This window comes from Prevotella conceptionensis 9403948 (genome assembly GCF_000312305.1).
GTDB lineage: Bacteria > Bacteroidota > Bacteroidia > Bacteroidales > Bacteroidaceae > Prevotella > Prevotella conceptionensis.
Map to the genome: position 1 here is coordinate 270626 of NZ_HE999443.1, position 18531 is coordinate 289156.

The window sequence follows — 18531 nt, forward strand, 5'->3', positions numbered from 1 at the left end:
GGTGCTATGGGGCACGGCCAACCTGCAAAAGGCCATGGCCGCACTGGGCAAAGAGCATCTGGTGCGCGATTATAGCGGCAAAGAAAAGCGCGCCGTGCTTACCTCGTGTATCGTGCATTGTTATCCATTAGACACCGATACGCCCGACATGCTTAAAGGCATTGATGCTGCCCGACTGGTGGAATTGGCCTTCTTCGCCCCACAATGGATGGAGCTGGTGCGCCAACACCTCAATTGGAAGGGTTTCGACGAGGCTTATTACTACTTCGTGGCGCACACCAAAGAGAGCGACAGCGAAGAAAAGCGTGCGCAAATAGCCCTTTACACCGACCTCGCACCCGAAGATTTGGCCGATGGTGCCTTTGATGCGCGCCTGTTTAACGAGGCGTTTAAGAAGGTTGGAAAGAAAAACTTCGCCCTTTTCTACGATGCGGCCAAGTATATGGGTAGCAGCAATTATCATGGCCGTGCACGTCGTTTTGCCGATGTTACGCAAGGCTTGATAAAAGAAAAGCAACTGATGGAGCAGATAGACAAGACGCGCAACAAGGATGCCTTGTGCGCCTTGGGCCTTGTGCCGCTGCCCAAAAGAATATAGACACGGCCTTGCTGAAACGCTACAAGCGCATTCAGGCGTTTTTGAAAGAGAGCAAACAGTTTGGCGCACAACGTCAGGCATCCGAGAAACGCACGGTTGAGATTGCTTTGATAAACCTGGCTCGTTCGGCAGGATACGACGATGTGATACAGCTGGTGTGGCGTATGGAAGGCCATTTGGTGGCCGACAAGAGGGCCCTGCTCAACGGCATGAAGGCCGAAGGCTACCTTATCCGCGTTGAAATTGCACCCGATGGCACGAATAAGGTGGTGATAGAGAAAGACGACAAACCGCTGAAATCGGTGCCAACGAAGTTGAAGAAGAACGCCACTTACCTGGAAGTGAACCAAACGCACAAGGAGTGGGCACTGCAATACCGTAGGGCACGCGAGATATTTGAAGACATGATGCGCCAGCAAACAACCATCATGCCTGCCGATGCCGCCGTTATTGAGGCCAACCCCATCGTGGCTCCGCTCTTTGCTAAGTTGCTGATACAGCAGCACCAACACATAGGACTGTATGCCGAGGGTAAGCTGCACACGCTGGATGGCGAACAAACCATCGACCCCGAAACCCCGCTAACCATCGTGCACCCTTATCATTTGCACGCATCGGGCAAGTGGGCGGCCTGGCAGAGCCGACTGTTCGAAATGCGATTGGTACAACCCTTTAAGCAGGTGTTCCGCGAATTGTATGTGCCCATCGAAGAAGAGGCCGACAAAAACGAAAGCCGCCGTTACAGCGGTTATCAGATACAAGTGCGCCAAACGTTGGCAACGTTGCGCTCGCGTGGATGGGTGGCCGACTACGAGGAAGGCCTTCGCAAAGTGTTCCATAAGCAAGGAGTGGTGGTTTCGCTTTATGCGCGGGCCGATTGGTTCAGTCCATCAGACATCGAGGCACCTGCCATTGAGTATGTTCGCTTTGACCGAACGCGCGGCACAGAGCCTTTACACATTGCCGATGTAGACCCTGTGCTGTACAGCGAGGTGATGCGCGATGTTGATTTGGCTGTAAGCATCGCCTTCGTTGGTGGCGTCGACCCCGAGACGGGTCAGTCTACACGCGAGTTGCGGGCGGCAATTGTTCGCTGTACGGCCGAGATGCTCAAACTCAACAACGTGCGTGTGGATGGCAACTTTGCCTTTGTCGAGGGCAGTTTGGCCGATTACACCGTGCATTTGGGCTCTGGCAACGTGCGCCAGCAGGGCGGAAAAGAAATTCCCATCGTTCCCGTGCATAGCTCGCAACGCGGTAAACTCTACCTGCCTTTCGTTGACGAAGACCCGAAGACGGTTGAAATCGTGTCGAAGGTGGTGCTGTTGGCCGAAGACAATAAGCTGAAAGACCCCACCATTTTGCAGTGGATTGAGCGGAGATAGCGGCCCATATTGTTTGTTAGGCCTCTTCTTTGGCCGTTTCGGCTACTATCGCGCGGGTGTGAAAAGCCCGAAGTGCGCATTACCCACGGCATGCCTTGTGGCGTTGTAAGGGCATAATGTGCGGTGCACCAGCCTAAAAAGCGTGCTGCGCCCAAGCAGCCAAGTGTAGCTATTAAATGGAAAAAGAGCCATATCAAGCCCTGTATGCGGGTGTTGATATGGCTCTTTTCATTGGGTTTAGCCCAAATCGGGTGTTAGAAAAATCTGCTTTCATTTTGCCGAAGGAAATACTGGGCACGCGCAAATGGTTCACTCGCTGGTCGTATTTCAAATATCATAGGACGATTTCGCTAACGCTTTGCTTTTGAAAATTCGTAATGGCCGATGTTGGTTTAAACACACCTGCGTTCCCTTTTTTACGTTGATGCCCTCTGCGCTGAAACACGGATGCCTTGCTTAGAGTTTCGTCCACGTTCCATATTTTACGTTGGTGCCCTCCTTCCCTCCTCTTTCTTTGTAAAGTAATCGGCGTAAATTTTAACATTATGAGTGCCGTTTTTGCCACCAACAGCTCACTCGGTCGCAAATTTTCAATTCTCGCGCGAGTTTCTTTGTTGCAAATTGAGGTGCGGGGCATCATCATTCGCAGACTCATTTTGTGCATGTTAATGCATAACTACTGCTGAAGCGTATGCCATTTTTAGCAAAAACATGGCTATTTGCACCAAAATGCATTGCAATATGCCGCTAAATGCACTGCGTTTTGGTGCTAAATGCAGTGCAATTTGGTGCTAAATGCACTGCGTTTTGGTGCTAAATACACGGCTAAATGCTGCTAATCGCAAGGCGTTTTGCATATATACGCATTGTGAATTGTATATTTATCGCTTTCTTTTCTACATGGAAGAGCGTGCAGGCTATGGTAAAAAGGTGCTTTTTGCGTGCAATTTAGTGGCAAAATGCAGATAATTGGCCTTGCAAAAAACACAACCCACCGGCCAAATAGAAAGGCAAAATGGTGCTAAATGCAGGCGGCGTTCTCAAAAATGGACTAAAAACGAAACGTGTAAGGCCGAAATTTGCTGCTATTTGCCTGCTTTTTGGGCTTGTTTTTCGCTAGAATGGGGTGATAGGGAGGGTGTGGTTTGTAAATAAAAAGCAAATCTTCCTGGTTATTCTAGTGTTTCTAGTTGTTCTAGTGTTTTTAGTTGTTCTAGGTTTTTAGTTATCCTAGGTTTTCTAGTTATTCTAGTGTTTCTAGTTATTCTAGGCATCCTAGCTATTTAACAACATTAGGCCTACTCGTTCATCGGTGGTGCGCAGCCATCTTTTCACCCTTTCACCTTTTCACTTTTTCCCCTTTAAAAGGCTTAGCCCTTTTGCTACACCCGATGGTACATTTCGCTTAATGGAAGGCGGAAACGATCGCCCCAAACGCCGTCGGGAAGTCGTATGCCGCATGCCACCACCATGTTGATGTTGGACGAATAGGGTAGGCGGAGCATGCGTTTAATGCGCCAACTGTCGAACCCTTCGAGCGGACAGGTGTCATATCCCACTTCGCTCATGGCCAACATGAACGTTTGTGCCACCAAACCGCAACTCTTGTGCATAACAACGCGCATATCGGCCTCGCTTGCTTGGCGAACTATGGGGCGAAAAAGGCCTATCGCTTGCACCAATACCTTGCGTAGAAGTCCCGCTAAGCCGAAACAACGCCCATACCAAAGGGGAATGAACTTGCCATAATACAGCTGCCATCTGCGTATGCGTTTCTCTTGTTTCTCGGCAGGACTGTTTCGGCGAACATTGTCTTGCTCGAAAGCAAGCACTGCTTGGGCACGGCGTTTAATAAGGTCGGGGCGAGTTACGAACACCACTAGCTGTTGCGCGGAACTAGCGGCAAGTTGGTCGAGACATGCAGGTACCATCTTCTCCAACATGCTTTTATCGGTGATGTGGTAGCATTCCCACAGCTGCATGTTGGAGCTTGTAGGTGCAAGTGTGGCCAGTTGTAGGCACGCTTTCACTTGTTCTGGGTCGATTGGCTTGGCTGAATCGAAGTGGCGCACGGAGCGTCGGTGGTTCAAAATCTCTTCTAAACGCATGTGATTACTTATTTTTTTGCACGCAGTAAATCAATGCCAGGATAGCGTTGGCTTGCAAAATGCGTGCAATTATTTAATTACAAAGATACGATGTTCTGGATATCGTGCAAACTACGAAATTGTTGCGCATATTGTCTGTCTTGTTTTTGAGGGCGTAGCGGGCTACGTCAAGAGAACAAAACAGGCAAGATGCCGGCAAACGTATGAAAGATATGCTGGTAGCAATGGAAACAATATAGGACACGTGATAAGCGGTGCAACGGGCGATTGGGGTTAAATTCAAACGCATTTTCTTCGGGTATACTTCTTTAATTATGAATTTTGATAGGATGAGGTAAGTTGGTATACAGTTCTTTACCCTAACCAATTCATAGCCTTTTCTAACATACCTTTGTACCATGTGCGTTCGTCTTCGGTTTTTTGAGCCAAAGTATTTGAGGTTTCAAAAAATGCTTTTATCTTTTCAGGATTGGGTATATAACCCGCTTTGTAAGAATCTTCGACCATCTTCTGAAACAAAGTCAGCGGTAGTGGTACAACCGTAGATTTACCTCCATACATTGCCAAATTGGTTTTGTGTAGCATATAGAAGAAAGAAATGCTGGCTTCGTTGATGGTCGGTGCTATAAACAGGCAATAACAAGGCTTGCCCGATGCAACTTTTAATTTGCCAAGATGCCTGCTCACGGGTTCGCCCTCCATTTCAAACTGCTTTTGTCCAGAAGCCATTGTTACTTCTACCGTAACAAGGAAGTCGGCATAATCGCAGACAATATCTGGCATGTTTCCTGCTGCTGTTGATAGCGGCTTGCCGAAATCATCGAAGTTAAGATTGGCCTTAATGTTACCACCGTCAAGCATTGTCATCGCTCGCCATGTGTTCCATTCAAGCATGATGGGGTTGTCGTAGAACTTTTTGGCTGCAATATCACCGAAGACGGATTGAATGTTGTCATAAAGTTTATATTCCTTTATGGACTTCACCTCGTTCTTAATATTGTTATCGCGTCGCTCGTCTCGCAGGTTGCCCAGCAGGTCTTTCAGCTCTTCTATGGAAGATTCTTCTGAAATAGTCTGTCCGGCAAATTCGGTATGCAGCTTTTCAAGTAGATTGGCTTTGTTATCAGTGAACAATTTTGGATTTCCAGTGTCCCCGAGATAAGTACAATACGCTGCTTCGCTCTCGAATGTGAGCGGATTGCGGTCTATTTTCTCCAAAAGAAAATCCACATCTTCTATGCGTTCAGGTACAATCGACAGTGACTTGCCAACCTGTGATACATTTATGAGGCCGGTTGCTCTTAAATATCTGAAACAAGAGTCCGCATAATCTCGCATGTTGCTTGACTGTGTACGCAAGAAATTGTCTAGCGAAGTATCTGCACTCTCTCTTGTCTGCGTTTCTCCTTGCCCTATACGCTCCTTGTAGATTTGTTTCAGTTCGGTGTTTAGGTATTCCGCTTTAAATACTCTGTAACTGCCCTTGTTCTTTGCTTTTTCAATGCGGAATGTTTCTATTTTTTGAACTATACGCTCAAAATCGTGCCAATCAGTAAGCTGCATTCCGAACATTTGAAACTCGTCGAACTTCAATGTTCCCATCGTTCTCACCAAACGCAGCATCTCTAAATATGGTTTTATGCAGAATTTCGCAGCCTTGTTTGATGGCTTGTGGTAAGGGGAAGGCACTTGGAATTTAAGCATCTGGCGGAGAAAAACCTCGTCTTTCCGTTTGGAACTTATGAGTTGTTCGCCTGCCGGGGTTAGCTTAATAGTGGGTGAAAGTTTTACGAAACCTAATGACTTTGGTGCACGGTTTATTCTATCCCTTGCACTGAATGCAGGGTCGTTTTCGCCTTTGCCATTAAAGAAGTTTTCGTTCTTCAATACTTCCATAAAGGCACATTGACTTTCGTTGTCCCACTTCTTACCTGCAAAGTGTTCTACAAGTAGCGTGATCTCGGGAATCATTTTGCTTGGAGTTCTTGGCGATGTCGTCAAGAACAATGTCCTACTATTTATTCTTGCCACGATATTTCTTTTTAGGCTCAAACAACATTACTTGCGAGGTTTCAAGCATTGCATGCTCTTTGTTTGTTTCGGGGGCAAAGATCTGTACATTGTCCCAATCCTTTTTATAATTAGCTATTACAAGATGCTTGGCTTCCGACTTAAATCTATTCCTAATATTTACCGCATAGCTTTTTTCATATTCATCAACTATAAATTGTCTATAGAGTTCCTCCGTAAGCGGGGTTTTGCCAATAACCATTAATGCCTTACAGGAGAAGTTCTTAAAATCTTCTGCTAACCTTCTATGGCTATCTTCATTGAAACCATCTTTATATTCCGCATTGCCATAATCAGAAAATGCACAATCGTATGGGGGATCTAAAAACACAAAGTCGTTATCAGCGCACATGTTGAAAATTTTGGCATAATCGACATTGTGAATTTCTGTTCGCTTCAACAGCTCACAATGCGATAAGGAGACTTGTTGAGTGCCTAAATGCTTATAGCGACCATAAGGAACATTAAAATCACCATCTGCATTGTAGCGAATCATACCGGAGTATGCGGTCTTGTTAATGAAGTAATAGAGGAGGGCATCACTATATTTTTTGCTGACTTTGTTGTTAAACATGTCACGCAGCAAGTAGTATAGCACTTCATTTTTATCTTCTACCCTTTCGTTTGGTGTGCTTGCCTTCAATGTTTCATAATCTCTCCTGTTGATTTCGTACAACGCTTCTATCTCGTCTAACTCCTTTCTCAGGTTTGGGAAATTGTTTCGTACACCTTTATAGAAATTGATTAGCTGCTTGTTTATGTCATTGATGATAGCTTCTCTTGGCTCTAAATAGAAATATAGTGCACCTCCACCAATGAAAGGCTCAACATATCTACCCGTAAATCTAGGAATATGCCACATTATATGAGGAATCTCCTTAGATTTTCCCCCTCTGTATTTAATCATTGGTTTCATAAGAAGTTGATTTTATAGTGCAAATATAGTTATTTTTCTGACAACTGGCAGTGCCCAATTATGTTATTTTCAAAAACAATGTAAGCCGCCAAATGTGTCTCTAATAATTCACTATAAAAGTGAAGGGAGTGGTTTCCATTAAGGCAAGCAGGTATTAACCTGGTGTTTCACAAAACCAAATTTCCCTTCATCGCAAAGAAAATACTTTTAGCGTAAGTAGTCTGACTGTTACCGAAGGAATTGAAACTGTGGAGAACAATACAAGGAATTACAATTAAAGTTACGCTGGGGGAGTAGGGCGTGACTTAAAAAAATCCCCACAACACGGAGCTGCGGGGATTCTATAAAATGAAAAAAATCTCACAAATAGCATTGAAACCGAAGTTTACAAATCGCAGATTGGAGTTTGTTTTTATTCGGCACGGAGCGTAAAGCGGGTGAAGGCCACAACGGTGAGGTCCTTGTCGGCAGCTTTAAGGTATTGTGCCACGCTGAGTTTAGAGTCTTGGATGAACTCTTGTTCAAGCAGGCAGCTCTCTTTAAAGAACTTAGCCATACGTCCCTTGGCGATGTTGTTCACCATTTCTACGGGAAGCGCGGCGGCCTTCTCTTCTGCCACTTCTTTCTTAATGCGGCGGATTTCGTCGGCTTGTGCCTCAGTTATTTCCTTTTTGGCAATGCCTTCGGCGATGTGTTCCTCGTTTTCGGCAATGTAAAGATTGAAACCAGCCTTCTTCAAGGCAGCTTGTACAGCCTTTTCCACTTGCTCTTCCTTGGTTTTTTCGATAGCCACTTTCAGCTCTTCGTCCTTAACCGACTGGGGAACGCTGGCCTCATCCAATGCGATGGGCTTCATTGCAGCCACTTGCATGGTAACAGCGTGACCCTCTTCGGCAGCAGGCTTGTTGGTTTGAACCATCGTGCAGAGCAGGTTCTTGTTCATGTGGTTGTAGGTGTAGATGTTTTCGCCCTCGATAAAGTTGTAGCCATCGAGTTCCATCTTCTCGCCGGTGATGCCCGAACGAGCAATAACGGCATCTTCAACCTTTGTGCCATCGGCCAACGTAAGGGCTTTCACCTCGTCTAGGTTCTTGGCCTTAGCCGCAACGGCAGCATCGAGAATGTCTTGCGTAAGCTGGATGTAGTCTTTTCCATTAGCCACGAAGTCGGTTTCGCACTTCAAGGCGATGATTGCGCCAAATCCGTTTTCAGCCTTCACGAGCACACATCCGTTAGCGGTTTCGCGGTCTGAACGCTTGGCGGCGATAGCCTGACCCTTAGCGCGGATAATCTCTATTGCTTTCTCGATGTCGCCACCGGTTTCGTCGAGTGCTTTCTTACAATCTGCCAAACCTGCACCGGTGAGTTTGCGCAGCTTTTGTACGTCTGCTATTGAAACAGCCATAATATATTCCTTTTTCTTTTTTGTTGTGTTGAAAAAAAGAAGCGGCGCGGGTGGTCAACGTCGTGCCCCTTTGCCGCTTCATATTGTTTGTTAGGCCTCTTCTTTGGTCTCTTCGGCTACTTCGGCCTCTGCCTTCGGTTCGGCCTTGCGTGCCTTTTTCGATGCACGTGGAGCCTCTTCGGCTTGTTCGGCAGCCGCTTTCTCGTCGGCTTTCTCTACCTTACGCTCTTCCAAACCTTCGGCGATGGCGGCGCAGCAGGCGTTGAGTACCACCTCGATGCTGTCTTTAGCATCGTCGTTGGCAGGGATAACGAAGTCGATGTCGCGTGGGTTCGAGTTGGTATCAACCATCGCGAACACGGGAATACCTAGGCGTTTAGCCTCTTTAACGGCGATAGCCTCCTTCATAACGTCTACAACGAAGAGGGCGCTAGGCAAGCGAGTGAGGTCGGCGATAGAGCCAAGGTTCTTCTCCAGTTTAGCGCGTTGGCGCGTTACTTGTAGCAACTCGCGCTTAGAGAGGTTGGCAAATGTACCGTCGCTCATCAGCTTATCGATGTTTGTCATTTTCTTCACAGCCTTACGAATGGTTGGGAAGTTGGTGAGCATACCGCCCGGCCAACGTTCGATAACGTAGGGCATGTTTACGCTAGCGGCTTTTTCGGCCACAACGTCCTTAGCTTGTTTTTTAGTAGCGACAAACAGGATGCGCTTTCCCGACTTAGCTATTTGTTTGAGAGCCTCGGCAGCCTCGTCAACCTTAGCCACAGTTTTGTGGAGGTCGATGATATGGATGCCGTTGCGTTCCATGAAGATGTAGGGAGCCATTGCGGGGTTCCACTTGCGGCGGAGGTGTCCGAAATGGCAACCGGCCTGTAACAGTTGGTCAAAGTTTGTTCTTGACATGTCTTTGTTTTGTTTGATGTTTACTTTCTTTTAATTCTGTTTGTATTTAGAACCAACGGGCAGGTAATCGCGGCCGAGGCCGTTGTCGAGTCGTGTCCGTTTAGATACTAAACGTTGTTCAGCTTGTGTTTGTTCCATCTGTTGTGGCTTTGTTAAGCCGTGAAAAGGCTTAGGCTGCACAAGGGATGAGCCTTAGGCGCAGGCCAACAAGCGACAGATGGACTGCAGACACATTAACGCTTGCTGAACTGGAAGCGACGACGAGCCTTGGGCTGACCTGGTTTCTTACGCTCAACAGCGCGCGAATCGCGGGTTAGGAACCCTTGGTCTTTCAGGGCTTTCTTGTCTTCCTCGTTCACCTTAACCAGTGCGCGGGCGATGGCCAGGCGCAAAGCTTGGCTTTGTCCGGTGTAACCACCACCGTCGAGGTTGGCCTTGATGTCGTATTTCTCGGCTACTTCGAGCAGTTGCAGCGGTTGTTTAACCACATACTGCAAGATGGCAGAGGGGAAATATTGGTTGATGTCTTTCTTGTTGATCGTTATCTTGCCAGTACCTTCCGAGAGGTAAACACGAGCTACAGAGCTCTTGCGGCGACCAATTGCATTTACTACTTCCATTTCTTTTCCTTATTTATACTGGTTAATGTCGATGGCCTTAGGCTTTTGTGCAGCCTTATCGTGCTCGGTTCCTTCGAAAACATAGAGGTTGCCCAGCAAATGGCGGCCTAGGATGCCTTTGGGCAGCATGCCTTTAACGGCGTGACGGATGATGCGGTCTACGCCACCCTTACGCTTGCGCAATTCGGCAGGCGTGTTGAAACGCTGTCCACCGGGGTAGCCAGTATAGCGAGTGTAAACCTTATCGGTTTCTTTCTTGCCTGTGAAAACCACTTTGGCGGCGTTGATGATAATTACATTGTCGCCACAATCAACGTGGGGAGTGAAGTTTGGTTTGTATTTGCCGCGGATAAGCTTAGCTACCTTCGAGCAAAGACGGCCCACTACCTGGTCGGTAGCATCGATAACCACCCACTCTTTCTTAGCTGTTTCCTTATTAGCGGAAATAGTCTTGTAACTTAAAGTGTCCATTCTAATTTTTAATTGATACTACTAAAAAACATTTTTCGGTTTTCGCAGCCGATTCACTAACCGTCAGGCTCGGCCAAAAGCATGACTATTAACACGGTTGCAGCGGAGGCTCTAAGTTCACCCCCAATAATAATCGGACTGCAAAGGTACATATTAATATGCTTTAACTAATAAGTGCGACAGCTATTTAACTTTGTCGTTACGTTTAATTAACAAAGTTTAGTAATTCGAGATAGTCGATTGGGGGTAATGCAAATTACACCACCGTTAGGCTTGTGGCGCAGGCACATGCGTTGTTATTCCTATCGGTCACGATAAATCCATCGCCCTTATAGCCTTATTGTAAGCCCCATGCCCACTTGTCTACGAGGCACATTTCTCATGTCGAACTCATTGGTGAAGTACATATAACGGTACTTTGGCGTGCCATCGGCCAGCACATCATTGCAAAACAGGCGCAATGTGGCCATGTCTTTGAGGAACATCCAACGCAAACTCATGTCCACTTGCACGCGAGCAGGCAATTCCCAAAGCCCTTGTTGCGTTTTGGTTTGCCCAAAAGCGTCTACCGACAAAGCGATGTCGGGCTTGGTACAAAGCGTGGCCACACCCGTGAATTGCGCCTCGCCATGAATGATACGACTGTTCACAGCCTCTTCCCACATTCTGGCTTCGTGCTTATCTCGCGTCCATGCACCACCCAAAGTAAGGCAAGTATAGAGCCACGAACCAAACTCATGCGGCATAACAGCCTGCAAACCCACCTGCTGATGGCGGTCGATATTGAAGTTCTTCAGCAGAACATAGTCTAGAAAGCCATTGGCGTAAGGCTGTTGCATGACACGTCCCGAGGCACGATTGTACCAAGTTCCTGAACTGGAAACCGCCCTTCGTGACATACGAAAGCTGTGCCTGATAATGCAACGAAGGCATTGGCCATGAGTCGCTAACGGTGTACAAGCGTCCGCCATTGTCGGGTTGCGAGATGCCGTTCAGGTCTGAATAGTGAGGATAATCCCGACTTCCACTCACGCTCAACGACAAAACGTTGCCTTCGCAGGGTGTGTAGCTGATGCTGAAAGTGGGCAACGCGCGCCATTGCGTTGTCATAACGTGATGATAGTAATCGGCAGACAAAGACACTTCTGCCGATAGTTTCTCGCCAAATCGTTTGCTCACGCCCACATAAGCGGTAGTGAAATGCTCCTCGGGATAATGCCACGACACGCTGTATCCGCCTCTCGCTTGATACCGCCTATGCACCACCGAGTTGTGTTTGACCTTCTTAAACCATGCACCATAGTTGATGGTCCAGCCGTTGTTCAGTTCGTGTTCGCCTGCGATGTAGGCGCGCCAGAGGTCTGTCCGAAGGCTATCGGTCACCAATAAATTTTCTTTCAATAGTCTGGCAAACCACGGACTGTAATCTGGATCTAGTGTAAAGGGATTAACGTAACCCATCAACACGTGCCTTTCGGGTGCCCGAAAGAAGGCGGCCTCTATGCCCAACCTAATGCCCAAAGGCGTTGCATAGTCTATCCTTGCATTGTGCAACCACGCTTTTGCCTTGCCATCGGCATAACCCAAGTACGAATCTGTGTTGCTAACGCTTAGGTCGTTGTTGGTGTTAAAGCCCTGATAGGTGGCACTTAGCGTGTGGCGCGCACCAAAAGTGTAGGTCGCTGCAAGTCGGTAGCTGTGTTTGCTGGTTGCTGTAAGTCGCTCTTGCGTGTTGGTTATGTCTTCGTAACTAGGCGAAAGTACTTGGGGAATGTCCGTTCGTAAGGCATCGAGAACCCTGCCGTGGCTGTGTAGGTAGCTCAGAACGAGCGAAAACGCCCCTTTGCGATAACTGCCCGATGCCCTTTCGCCGAACAATGTGCGATGCCTAAACGCGATGTCGCCACCCACTTCGGCCGCAAGCGGTCTGCTTTCTCCGTCTCCGCGCTTAAAGGTAAGGGCGATTAGGGGTGCGTTGGCTTGCATGCGCGCAGCAGGGTTGTGTACAATTTCCACCCGTTCGATGCCGCTTGCCGGCATGGCGCGCAGCAATTCTTGCAGCTGATCGTAGGCCACGTTCTGCGTTTCGCCGTTGATAGACACGGCAATAGCGCGTCCGCCAAGCGTGTAAACGCCGTTTTGCACCACTATTCCAGGCAGTGTGCCAATGGCATCGTAAACGTTCTCCACGCCTTTTTGTGCCACAAGTCGTGGCAAGTCGTAGCTAACGGCATGGTTCAACTGCTGTTCTTCTGTTTGTGCTTGCGCACTTGTAACGGCCAAGGCAGATAGTGCAAGGGCTAAAAGGGCGGTCAATGTGTTTCTTTTCATTTGCATCTGTGTCAGGTGATTGCTTGTTTGGGGTAGCGTTGGTTTTAAGAAAGACGTCGTTTCATTCCGCTTTCTTTCGCAACTAACTCCTGCAAATTTATCGAATTTTCGGGTTTACGCCAATGTTTTATGCAGAAAAGTTTAGCGCAAACTACAAATATTCTGCTATTGTAAACCATCACCCGCACTTGTTTTCATGCTTGGCAATGGCTTATGTCCATGCCCATGCGGAGGAACTTACATGCTCTTTTATCTCGCCAGTTCCTAGCGTGTTTCAATTGAATTTGTTGTCAAAAACACGATGGATGACTTGCATAAGTCCATAGAACGTCGTACTTTTGTACCAAAATCTAAACCAACAACCAAACAAATGAAACAGCGCGCATTGAACCTACTGTTACTCTTGCCCTTCGCGATAGGCGTTGCGGCTCAGTCGAAGCTGTACAATCAGTATGGATTTATCTACGCCGATGCCATGCTGAGAACCCCAAACAAAGCCATGACTGTGCAAGCGATGATAGATACGGGCTGCTCGCTGTGTATGATAGACTCTACTTACGCCGTAGACTCGTGCAAAATACAGTTGGACGCAACGGAAAAATTGATTCTTAGTGCAGACAACGAACGTGTAAGGACAAAGCTGGTTACGCTAGATTCTATTTCGTTTTGCGGTAAAACGTATAGAAATGTTGCTTGTTTGGTTCTCAACATTGCCGAAAAGCTGCAACAGTACACGCCCCAATTCATCATCGGAGCTAACATCCTGAAGCAAGACCTGTGGCTCTTTAACCTCAAAGACATGCTGGTACAACGAAACCTCACCGGCAAATGTGCGCCCGACTATACACTAAAATGGAAGAACCACAGGCATTATGCTGATGTTGGTCGCGACCTCATCACACTTCATGCCGAGATAAACGGCATACGGGGGCGATTTGTGTTCGATACGGGTAGCCGAAACAATTATGTTCCAAACAACATCAAGCTTGAACCTACACGCGAAGTGGAGAGGGAAGTGGCCAGTGCATCTAGAAAGCTGCGCAAACTGGTGGTGAAAGAATGCGAGAACGTTGCCGTTATCTTGGGCAAACAGCACTTTGTGTTAGATTTCAGACTGTTCGATCGTAGCGTTGGCACCTTGAACTTGTCTTTCCTTAAAGACCGTTCGTTCGTGCTTAACTACAACAAGCGAACAATAACCGTGCTACGCTAACCGCATATCGCCACCGCACGCTTTGTGCGTAAAGTTCTGCTGCACGTGTTATATATATGGTAAGGCATAATCACAAGCACAAATCCCATGTGTAGCATTTTGCTTAAAGGTAAACTCAGTGCCAACCCTTTTTGGTGCTACAACTCTCTCCGCCTGTTGTCTTTGTTGGTTACCGTGAAACAGTTGTGAGTTTGAACGAAACCATGCCAAAGCATAATAACATCGAGAACATTTGGCATTCTCCTCTTAATGTGGTAGTTTTGCGTTATTCAAGCCATTTCGCGCTTGTGTCTTCTCAACAGCTCTATGCCAACGTAGCTGTTTAAGTGCCAAATAATGAAAATACAGCATTTGTCATGCAGTCTTTTGCCTTCTACTCACTCCTCTTAATAAGGAAAAGACATTTCTTGTTAAGAAATATATGATAGATATAGACGCTTGCAAAAGGGGAAACAAAGAAACCCTTGGTGAACTATATGCGGCGTATGCTCCCAAATTAAAGAGCGTATGCCGTAGCTATGTTAAAGATGAAAGCGTGGCAGAAGACATTCTACACGATGCATTCATCATCATTTTTACGTCCATTGGTGAACTAAAAGAAGGCCAAAAACTAGAAGGATGGATGGTAACCATTGTGAAAAATCTCTCGTTAAAGCATCTTCGACACATGCAAAAACACAGCACATCGCTGTTGAACCTAAACAGAGAGGTGATGGACGACACCTTGGAAAACGGGCAAAGCGTGGAGTTAGACGTGCTGTTGCAATCCATCGATGCCTTACCCAAAGGCAGCCGCGAGGTATTTAAGCTGTCGGTCTTGGACGGACTCTCGCACAAGGAGATTGGACGAATGCTTGGAATTAACCCACATAGTTCGTCTTCGCAATTATTTAGGGCAAAAAAGATGTTGCAGGCAATGCTAAGCAATTATTGGGGATTGCTGCTGTTGCCACTTTTCATTCCTATATATATATATATGGTGACAAGGCAAAAGGTGGGCCGATTAACCACATTAAAGCCGCGAACAACGAAACAACGGCAAGCCACCCCCGAAAAGACGAAGGACGAAAGCATGAAACCCAATGCCAATCAGCCAGCATATTCCACCCCAACGCCAACCACACCCGCTGTTGGGGATAGCAAATTGGCACAAACTGTCGCCAACAACGGCACGTCTTATTTCCCTAATAGTGCAGACAGCACAAAGCTTACAAAAACTATTTTGCCATTCGATGCAGACACAATACAACGGAAACTGGTCGTAACACACACATCAAAAGACACGCTACCACCATCGCTACCTGCAATTGCTGCAAACAAAGACATTGCTTTGAATGAACAAATGGCCCAGACCGTCAAGCCCAAGAAGAAATATCCTTGGACGTTTAACCTTGGATATTCGTCTAATGCTGGCGCAAACAGTGCGTTGTCAAATCAAAACTATCTCACGATGATTGACTATGCTAATGGTGGAGCCACCGCAAAACTATACACATGGGAAGATTGTCAGAACTATCTAACAAGGAACAAGGCGCTGATGGATTCTGTTGAAAGGGCTAGGCTAGCCTGGATTGTGAACAACAACATCGACTCGCCCACAGATGCTGGTGTCGGCTTAGGCGAAAAGGCCAACCATCATCGCCCCATTACGTTAGGTTTCTCGCTTAATAAGCAATTAAGTCTGCGCTGGACATTTGGCACAGGACTAATGTACACAAGCCTAAATTCAGAGTTTGAAAGTGAGTATCATCGCGCAACATTGAAGAAAACACAAAGGGTAGACTACCTTGGCATACCTTTGCGCCTTACCTATCGCTTTTGGACTAAGGGCCGCTTCAACGCATATACAACAGGTGGCGTAACGTTCGAGATACCCGTTTATAGCTCGCTCGCTAAGAAATACACCGTAACTGCCGACTCATCATACACCCTACGCGAGCGCATTAAGGTGCATAGCCAATGGTCGGTCAACCTTGGCGTAGGCGTGCAGTATCGCCTGTTCAAGCCGTTCAGCGTCTATTTAGAACCCAACATGTTCTATTACTTCGGCAACGCGAGTGGTGTCGAGACCTATCGCACCGAGCATCCGTTCATCATAACCATGCCATTCGGCTTGCGCCTAACGTGGTAGGCCGAGAAAGAACAGGCAACTAAAATACCCTCTCCGTTGTGCAGTCTTTCTAACTCCTTTTGCTCTTTATTATAAAAAGACAAAATCGATTAATAAGACAATGTATCGCATATACGACTACATCTATAATGGATGGGTGCTTGTAAACAACATGATGCGCAAACAACATAAAGAACTAACATCCTTGATGATTTATTCTACCACAAGTTGTCAGTCGCGTTGTAAGCATTGCGCCATTTGGAAGAAACCAATAGAACACCTGAACCTGAGCGACATAATAATGATAATGAAGAGTAAATGTATAACGAAACGCACAATGGTGGGTTTGGAAGGAGGCGAGTTCGTTCTCCATCCCGAGGCCGACCAAATACTGGGCTGGTTTGACAGGAACCATCCCAATTATACATTACTGTCCAACGGTCTTGCTGTTGACAAGGTTGTTGCTGCTGTTAAGCAGCACCATCCCAAACACCTGTATGTCTCGCTTGACGGAACAAGGGAAACCTACCTCCACATGCGCGGGAGAGATGGTTACGACAATGTGATTGCTGTGGTGAAAGCGTGCAAAGACCTCGTTCCTTTATCCTTAATGTTCTGTCTTTCGCCATGGAACACATTCAAAGACATGGAGCATGTTATCGGTATAGCCAAAGTGTATGGCGTGGATGTACGTATCGGCATTTACAGCACAATGTCTTTCTTCGACACAACGGCAGATATGATGGACGCGATGGGTAATGGTTTCGTCAGCCAAATTCCTCCATCCATACATAGTACAAGCGAGAATTATGACTTTGTGGCCTTATACGATGAATGGAAAAACAAACGGCTCAAACTTCGATGCCATAGCATTTTCAGTCAGGCAGTAATCCATTCCAACGGCGATGTACCACTGTGTCAAAATCTGAATGTTCTGTTGGGGAATATACATAGTAGCTCGCTCGACGAGATTATAAACTCACAAACCACATGTAAAGTGCAATGCGAACATTCTAGGAAATGCAATAAGTGCTGGATAAATTACCACCGCAAGTACGACATAATCTTGCTGAAAAACCTTGAACGCGTTTTTCCAAAATGGCTGATTGAACTTTTTTACGGTGAATACCAATGGACGCGAGACAGGGACATTACATATAAGCAACATTTCGGGCGCAAAACACCACAAATCTAAAAATACACTAGACATGGCAAACTTAAGCAATATCATCAAAAGATATAAAAGCTATCGCAGTATAAATGGACTACGGGCCACTTACACCTGCCAGTATGCACTTATAGGCATAGGAAATCATTGTGTCGGAAACTTGTTACCCGTTATCCAACATTTACAACTACCTTTGAAATATATCTGTTGCACATCCGAGAAAAAGGCAACGTTGGTCTCTCAAAAGTATAACGGCGTTAAGGGAACAGACAACCTGAACACCATTTTGGACGACGAAACCATTTTAGGAGTAATTTTAGCCACAACTCCACACGAGCACTTTCAGATTGCTCGTAAGGTGTTAAAGGCGGGTAAGTCGTTGTTTATAGAAAAACCTCCTTGTGAAGACGAAGAGCAACTTAGAACACTTATCGATACCGTTAGGCTGTATGGTTCGCCTCACGTTGTGATTGGACTTCAAAGGCGTTTTGCCCCTATCACACAGTTTTTACACCAACGGCTGAAAAATACAGACAAGCACCATTATCTCTATCGTTACCAAACGGGACTATACCCCGAAGGCGACGTTTTGCTTGAGCTTTTTATTCACCCCCTAGACTATGTCGTACATCTTTTCGGAGAGGCAAGGTTGATAACGGCAAACAGAATAACATTCAAAAATGGCGGACAAACCCTGATGCTTGTATTAGAACATCGGGAGGTAACAGGTATGCTAGAGTTATCTACTGACTTTTCTTGGCAGAACGCACAAGAAGAATTGAGCATTTCTACAAGCAAGGGATGTTACACGCTAAGCAACATGGAGACCCTAGATTTTTCTCCAAAACGTTCGTCTTTCTTGGGCGTACCCTTAGAGAAGGTCGTGCCAGGTAATGCAATAACCACTAGGCTGTGTGCCAGAAACGCCTTTTTGCCTATCCTGGACAACAATCAGGTTGTAACGCAGGGTTTCTTCAATGAAATAAAGGCATTTGCAGACATGGTCGAAAACAAACGTGAAGACAACTATGCTTTCGACTTTGAGAGTATGAAACATACTTATTCATTGATGGCCAAGATAAGAGAGACGACCCATTAGCTCCAGTTGGTAACGCCCAAAAGCATTCATAAACTTGCAAATTTGTTGGCTTACAGGGTTTGCCAATCTCAAAAAAGAATAGCAAAAGATGGGATACAATCAAATGATGGAGAGTATAAATGGTATCAACA

Annotated in this window: 15 protein-coding genes; 6 read left to right on the forward strand and 9 right to left on the reverse strand. The window is 46.5% G+C overall.

The window, feature by feature from the left end:
- Both BN93_RS18295 and BN93_RS18300 read left to right on the forward strand, forming a co-directional pair.
- A partial coding sequence (locus BN93_RS18295) for a DUF5724 domain-containing protein (protein ID WP_262498727.1) occupies positions 1 to 598 on the forward strand: 598 nt, incomplete at its 5' end.
- Positions 559 to 1983: a DUF4132 domain-containing protein gene (locus tag BN93_RS18300; RefSeq protein ID WP_262498728.1), complete on the forward strand. Its 1425-nt coding sequence runs from the start codon at positions 559 to 561 to the stop codon at positions 1981 to 1983. The genes BN93_RS18295 and BN93_RS18300, both read left to right, overlap by 40 nt.
- 1382 nt (positions 1984 to 3365) lie before the next feature.
- Here BN93_RS18300 and BN93_RS00930 read toward each other — a convergent pair.
- The 9 genes from BN93_RS00930 to BN93_RS00965 all read right to left on the reverse strand — a co-directional run bounded on the left by BN93_RS00930 (position 3366) and on the right by BN93_RS00965 (position 12810).
- Positions 3366 to 4091 (reverse strand): nitroreductase family protein, encoded by a 726-nt coding sequence (locus BN93_RS00930; protein WP_019186475.1) that lies wholly within the window; start codon positions 4089 to 4091, stop codon positions 3366 to 3368.
- A gap of 354 nt (positions 4092 to 4445) precedes the next feature.
- Positions 4446 to 6062 (reverse strand): AlwI family type II restriction endonuclease, encoded by a 1617-nt coding sequence (locus BN93_RS00935; RefSeq protein ID WP_019186476.1) that lies wholly within the window; start codon positions 6060 to 6062, stop codon positions 4446 to 4448.
- Between the two features lie 43 nt (positions 6063 to 6105).
- Positions 6106 to 7077, reverse strand: coding sequence for a DNA adenine methylase (locus BN93_RS00940; RefSeq protein ID WP_019186477.1), 972 nt, complete (start codon positions 7075 to 7077; stop codon positions 6106 to 6108).
- 412 nt (positions 7078 to 7489) lie between these two features.
- A complete protein-coding gene (gene tsf, locus BN93_RS00945) occupies positions 7490 to 8482 on the reverse strand; it encodes a translation elongation factor Ts (protein WP_019186478.1) in 993 nt (330 codons plus the stop codon).
- A 90-nt stretch (positions 8483 to 8572) separates the two neighbouring features.
- Positions 8573 to 9388 carry a 30S ribosomal protein S2 gene (rpsB, locus tag BN93_RS00950; protein WP_019186479.1) on the reverse strand — a complete coding sequence of 272 codons (816 nt, stop codon included), beginning with the start codon at positions 9386 to 9388 and terminating at the stop codon, positions 8573 to 8575.
- A gap of 233 nt (positions 9389 to 9621) precedes the next feature.
- A complete protein-coding gene (rpsI, locus tag BN93_RS00955) occupies positions 9622 to 10008 on the reverse strand; it encodes a 30S ribosomal protein S9 (RefSeq protein WP_009230744.1) in 387 nt (128 codons plus the stop codon).
- Positions 10009 to 10017: 9 nt separating this feature from the next.
- The gene (gene rplM / locus BN93_RS00960; RefSeq protein WP_009230745.1) at positions 10018 to 10479 is read right to left on the reverse strand and encodes a 50S ribosomal protein L13; all 462 of its coding nucleotides are present in this window, start codon (positions 10477 to 10479) and stop codon (positions 10018 to 10020) included.
- A 329-nt stretch (positions 10480 to 10808) separates the two neighbouring features.
- Positions 10809 to 11318, reverse strand: coding sequence for an outer membrane beta-barrel protein (locus tag BN93_RS18305; protein WP_232211060.1), 510 nt, complete (start codon positions 11316 to 11318; stop codon positions 10809 to 10811).
- Positions 11215 to 12810, reverse strand: a complete 1596-nt coding sequence (locus BN93_RS00965) for a TonB-dependent receptor (RefSeq protein ID WP_232211061.1) — start codon at positions 12808 to 12810, stop codon at positions 11215 to 11217. The genes BN93_RS18305 and BN93_RS00965 overlap by 104 nt, the downstream gene beginning before the upstream one ends.
- 370 nt (positions 12811 to 13180) lie before the next feature.
- On the opposite strand from BN93_RS00965, the gene BN93_RS00970 reads away from it, so the two are divergent.
- The 4 genes from BN93_RS00970 (at position 13181) to BN93_RS00990 (ending at position 18400) form a co-directional block, all read left to right on the forward strand.
- A complete protein-coding gene (locus BN93_RS00970; RefSeq protein ID WP_019186481.1) occupies positions 13181 to 14023 on the forward strand; it encodes a retropepsin-like aspartic protease in 843 nt (280 codons plus the stop codon).
- Positions 14024 to 14444: 421 nt separating this feature from the next.
- A complete protein-coding gene (locus BN93_RS00980; RefSeq protein WP_019186483.1) occupies positions 14445 to 16154 on the forward strand; it encodes a sigma-70 family RNA polymerase sigma factor in 1710 nt (569 codons plus the stop codon).
- A 100-nt stretch (positions 16155 to 16254) separates the two neighbouring features.
- Positions 16255 to 17328: a radical SAM protein gene (locus BN93_RS00985; protein WP_019186484.1), complete on the forward strand. Its 1074-nt coding sequence runs from the start codon at positions 16255 to 16257 to the stop codon at positions 17326 to 17328.
- Positions 17329 to 17341: 13 nt separating this feature from the next.
- Positions 17342 to 18400: a Gfo/Idh/MocA family protein gene (locus BN93_RS00990; RefSeq protein ID WP_044259339.1), complete on the forward strand. Its 1059-nt coding sequence runs from the start codon at positions 17342 to 17344 to the stop codon at positions 18398 to 18400.
- Positions 18401 to 18531: the final 131 nt, after the last annotated feature.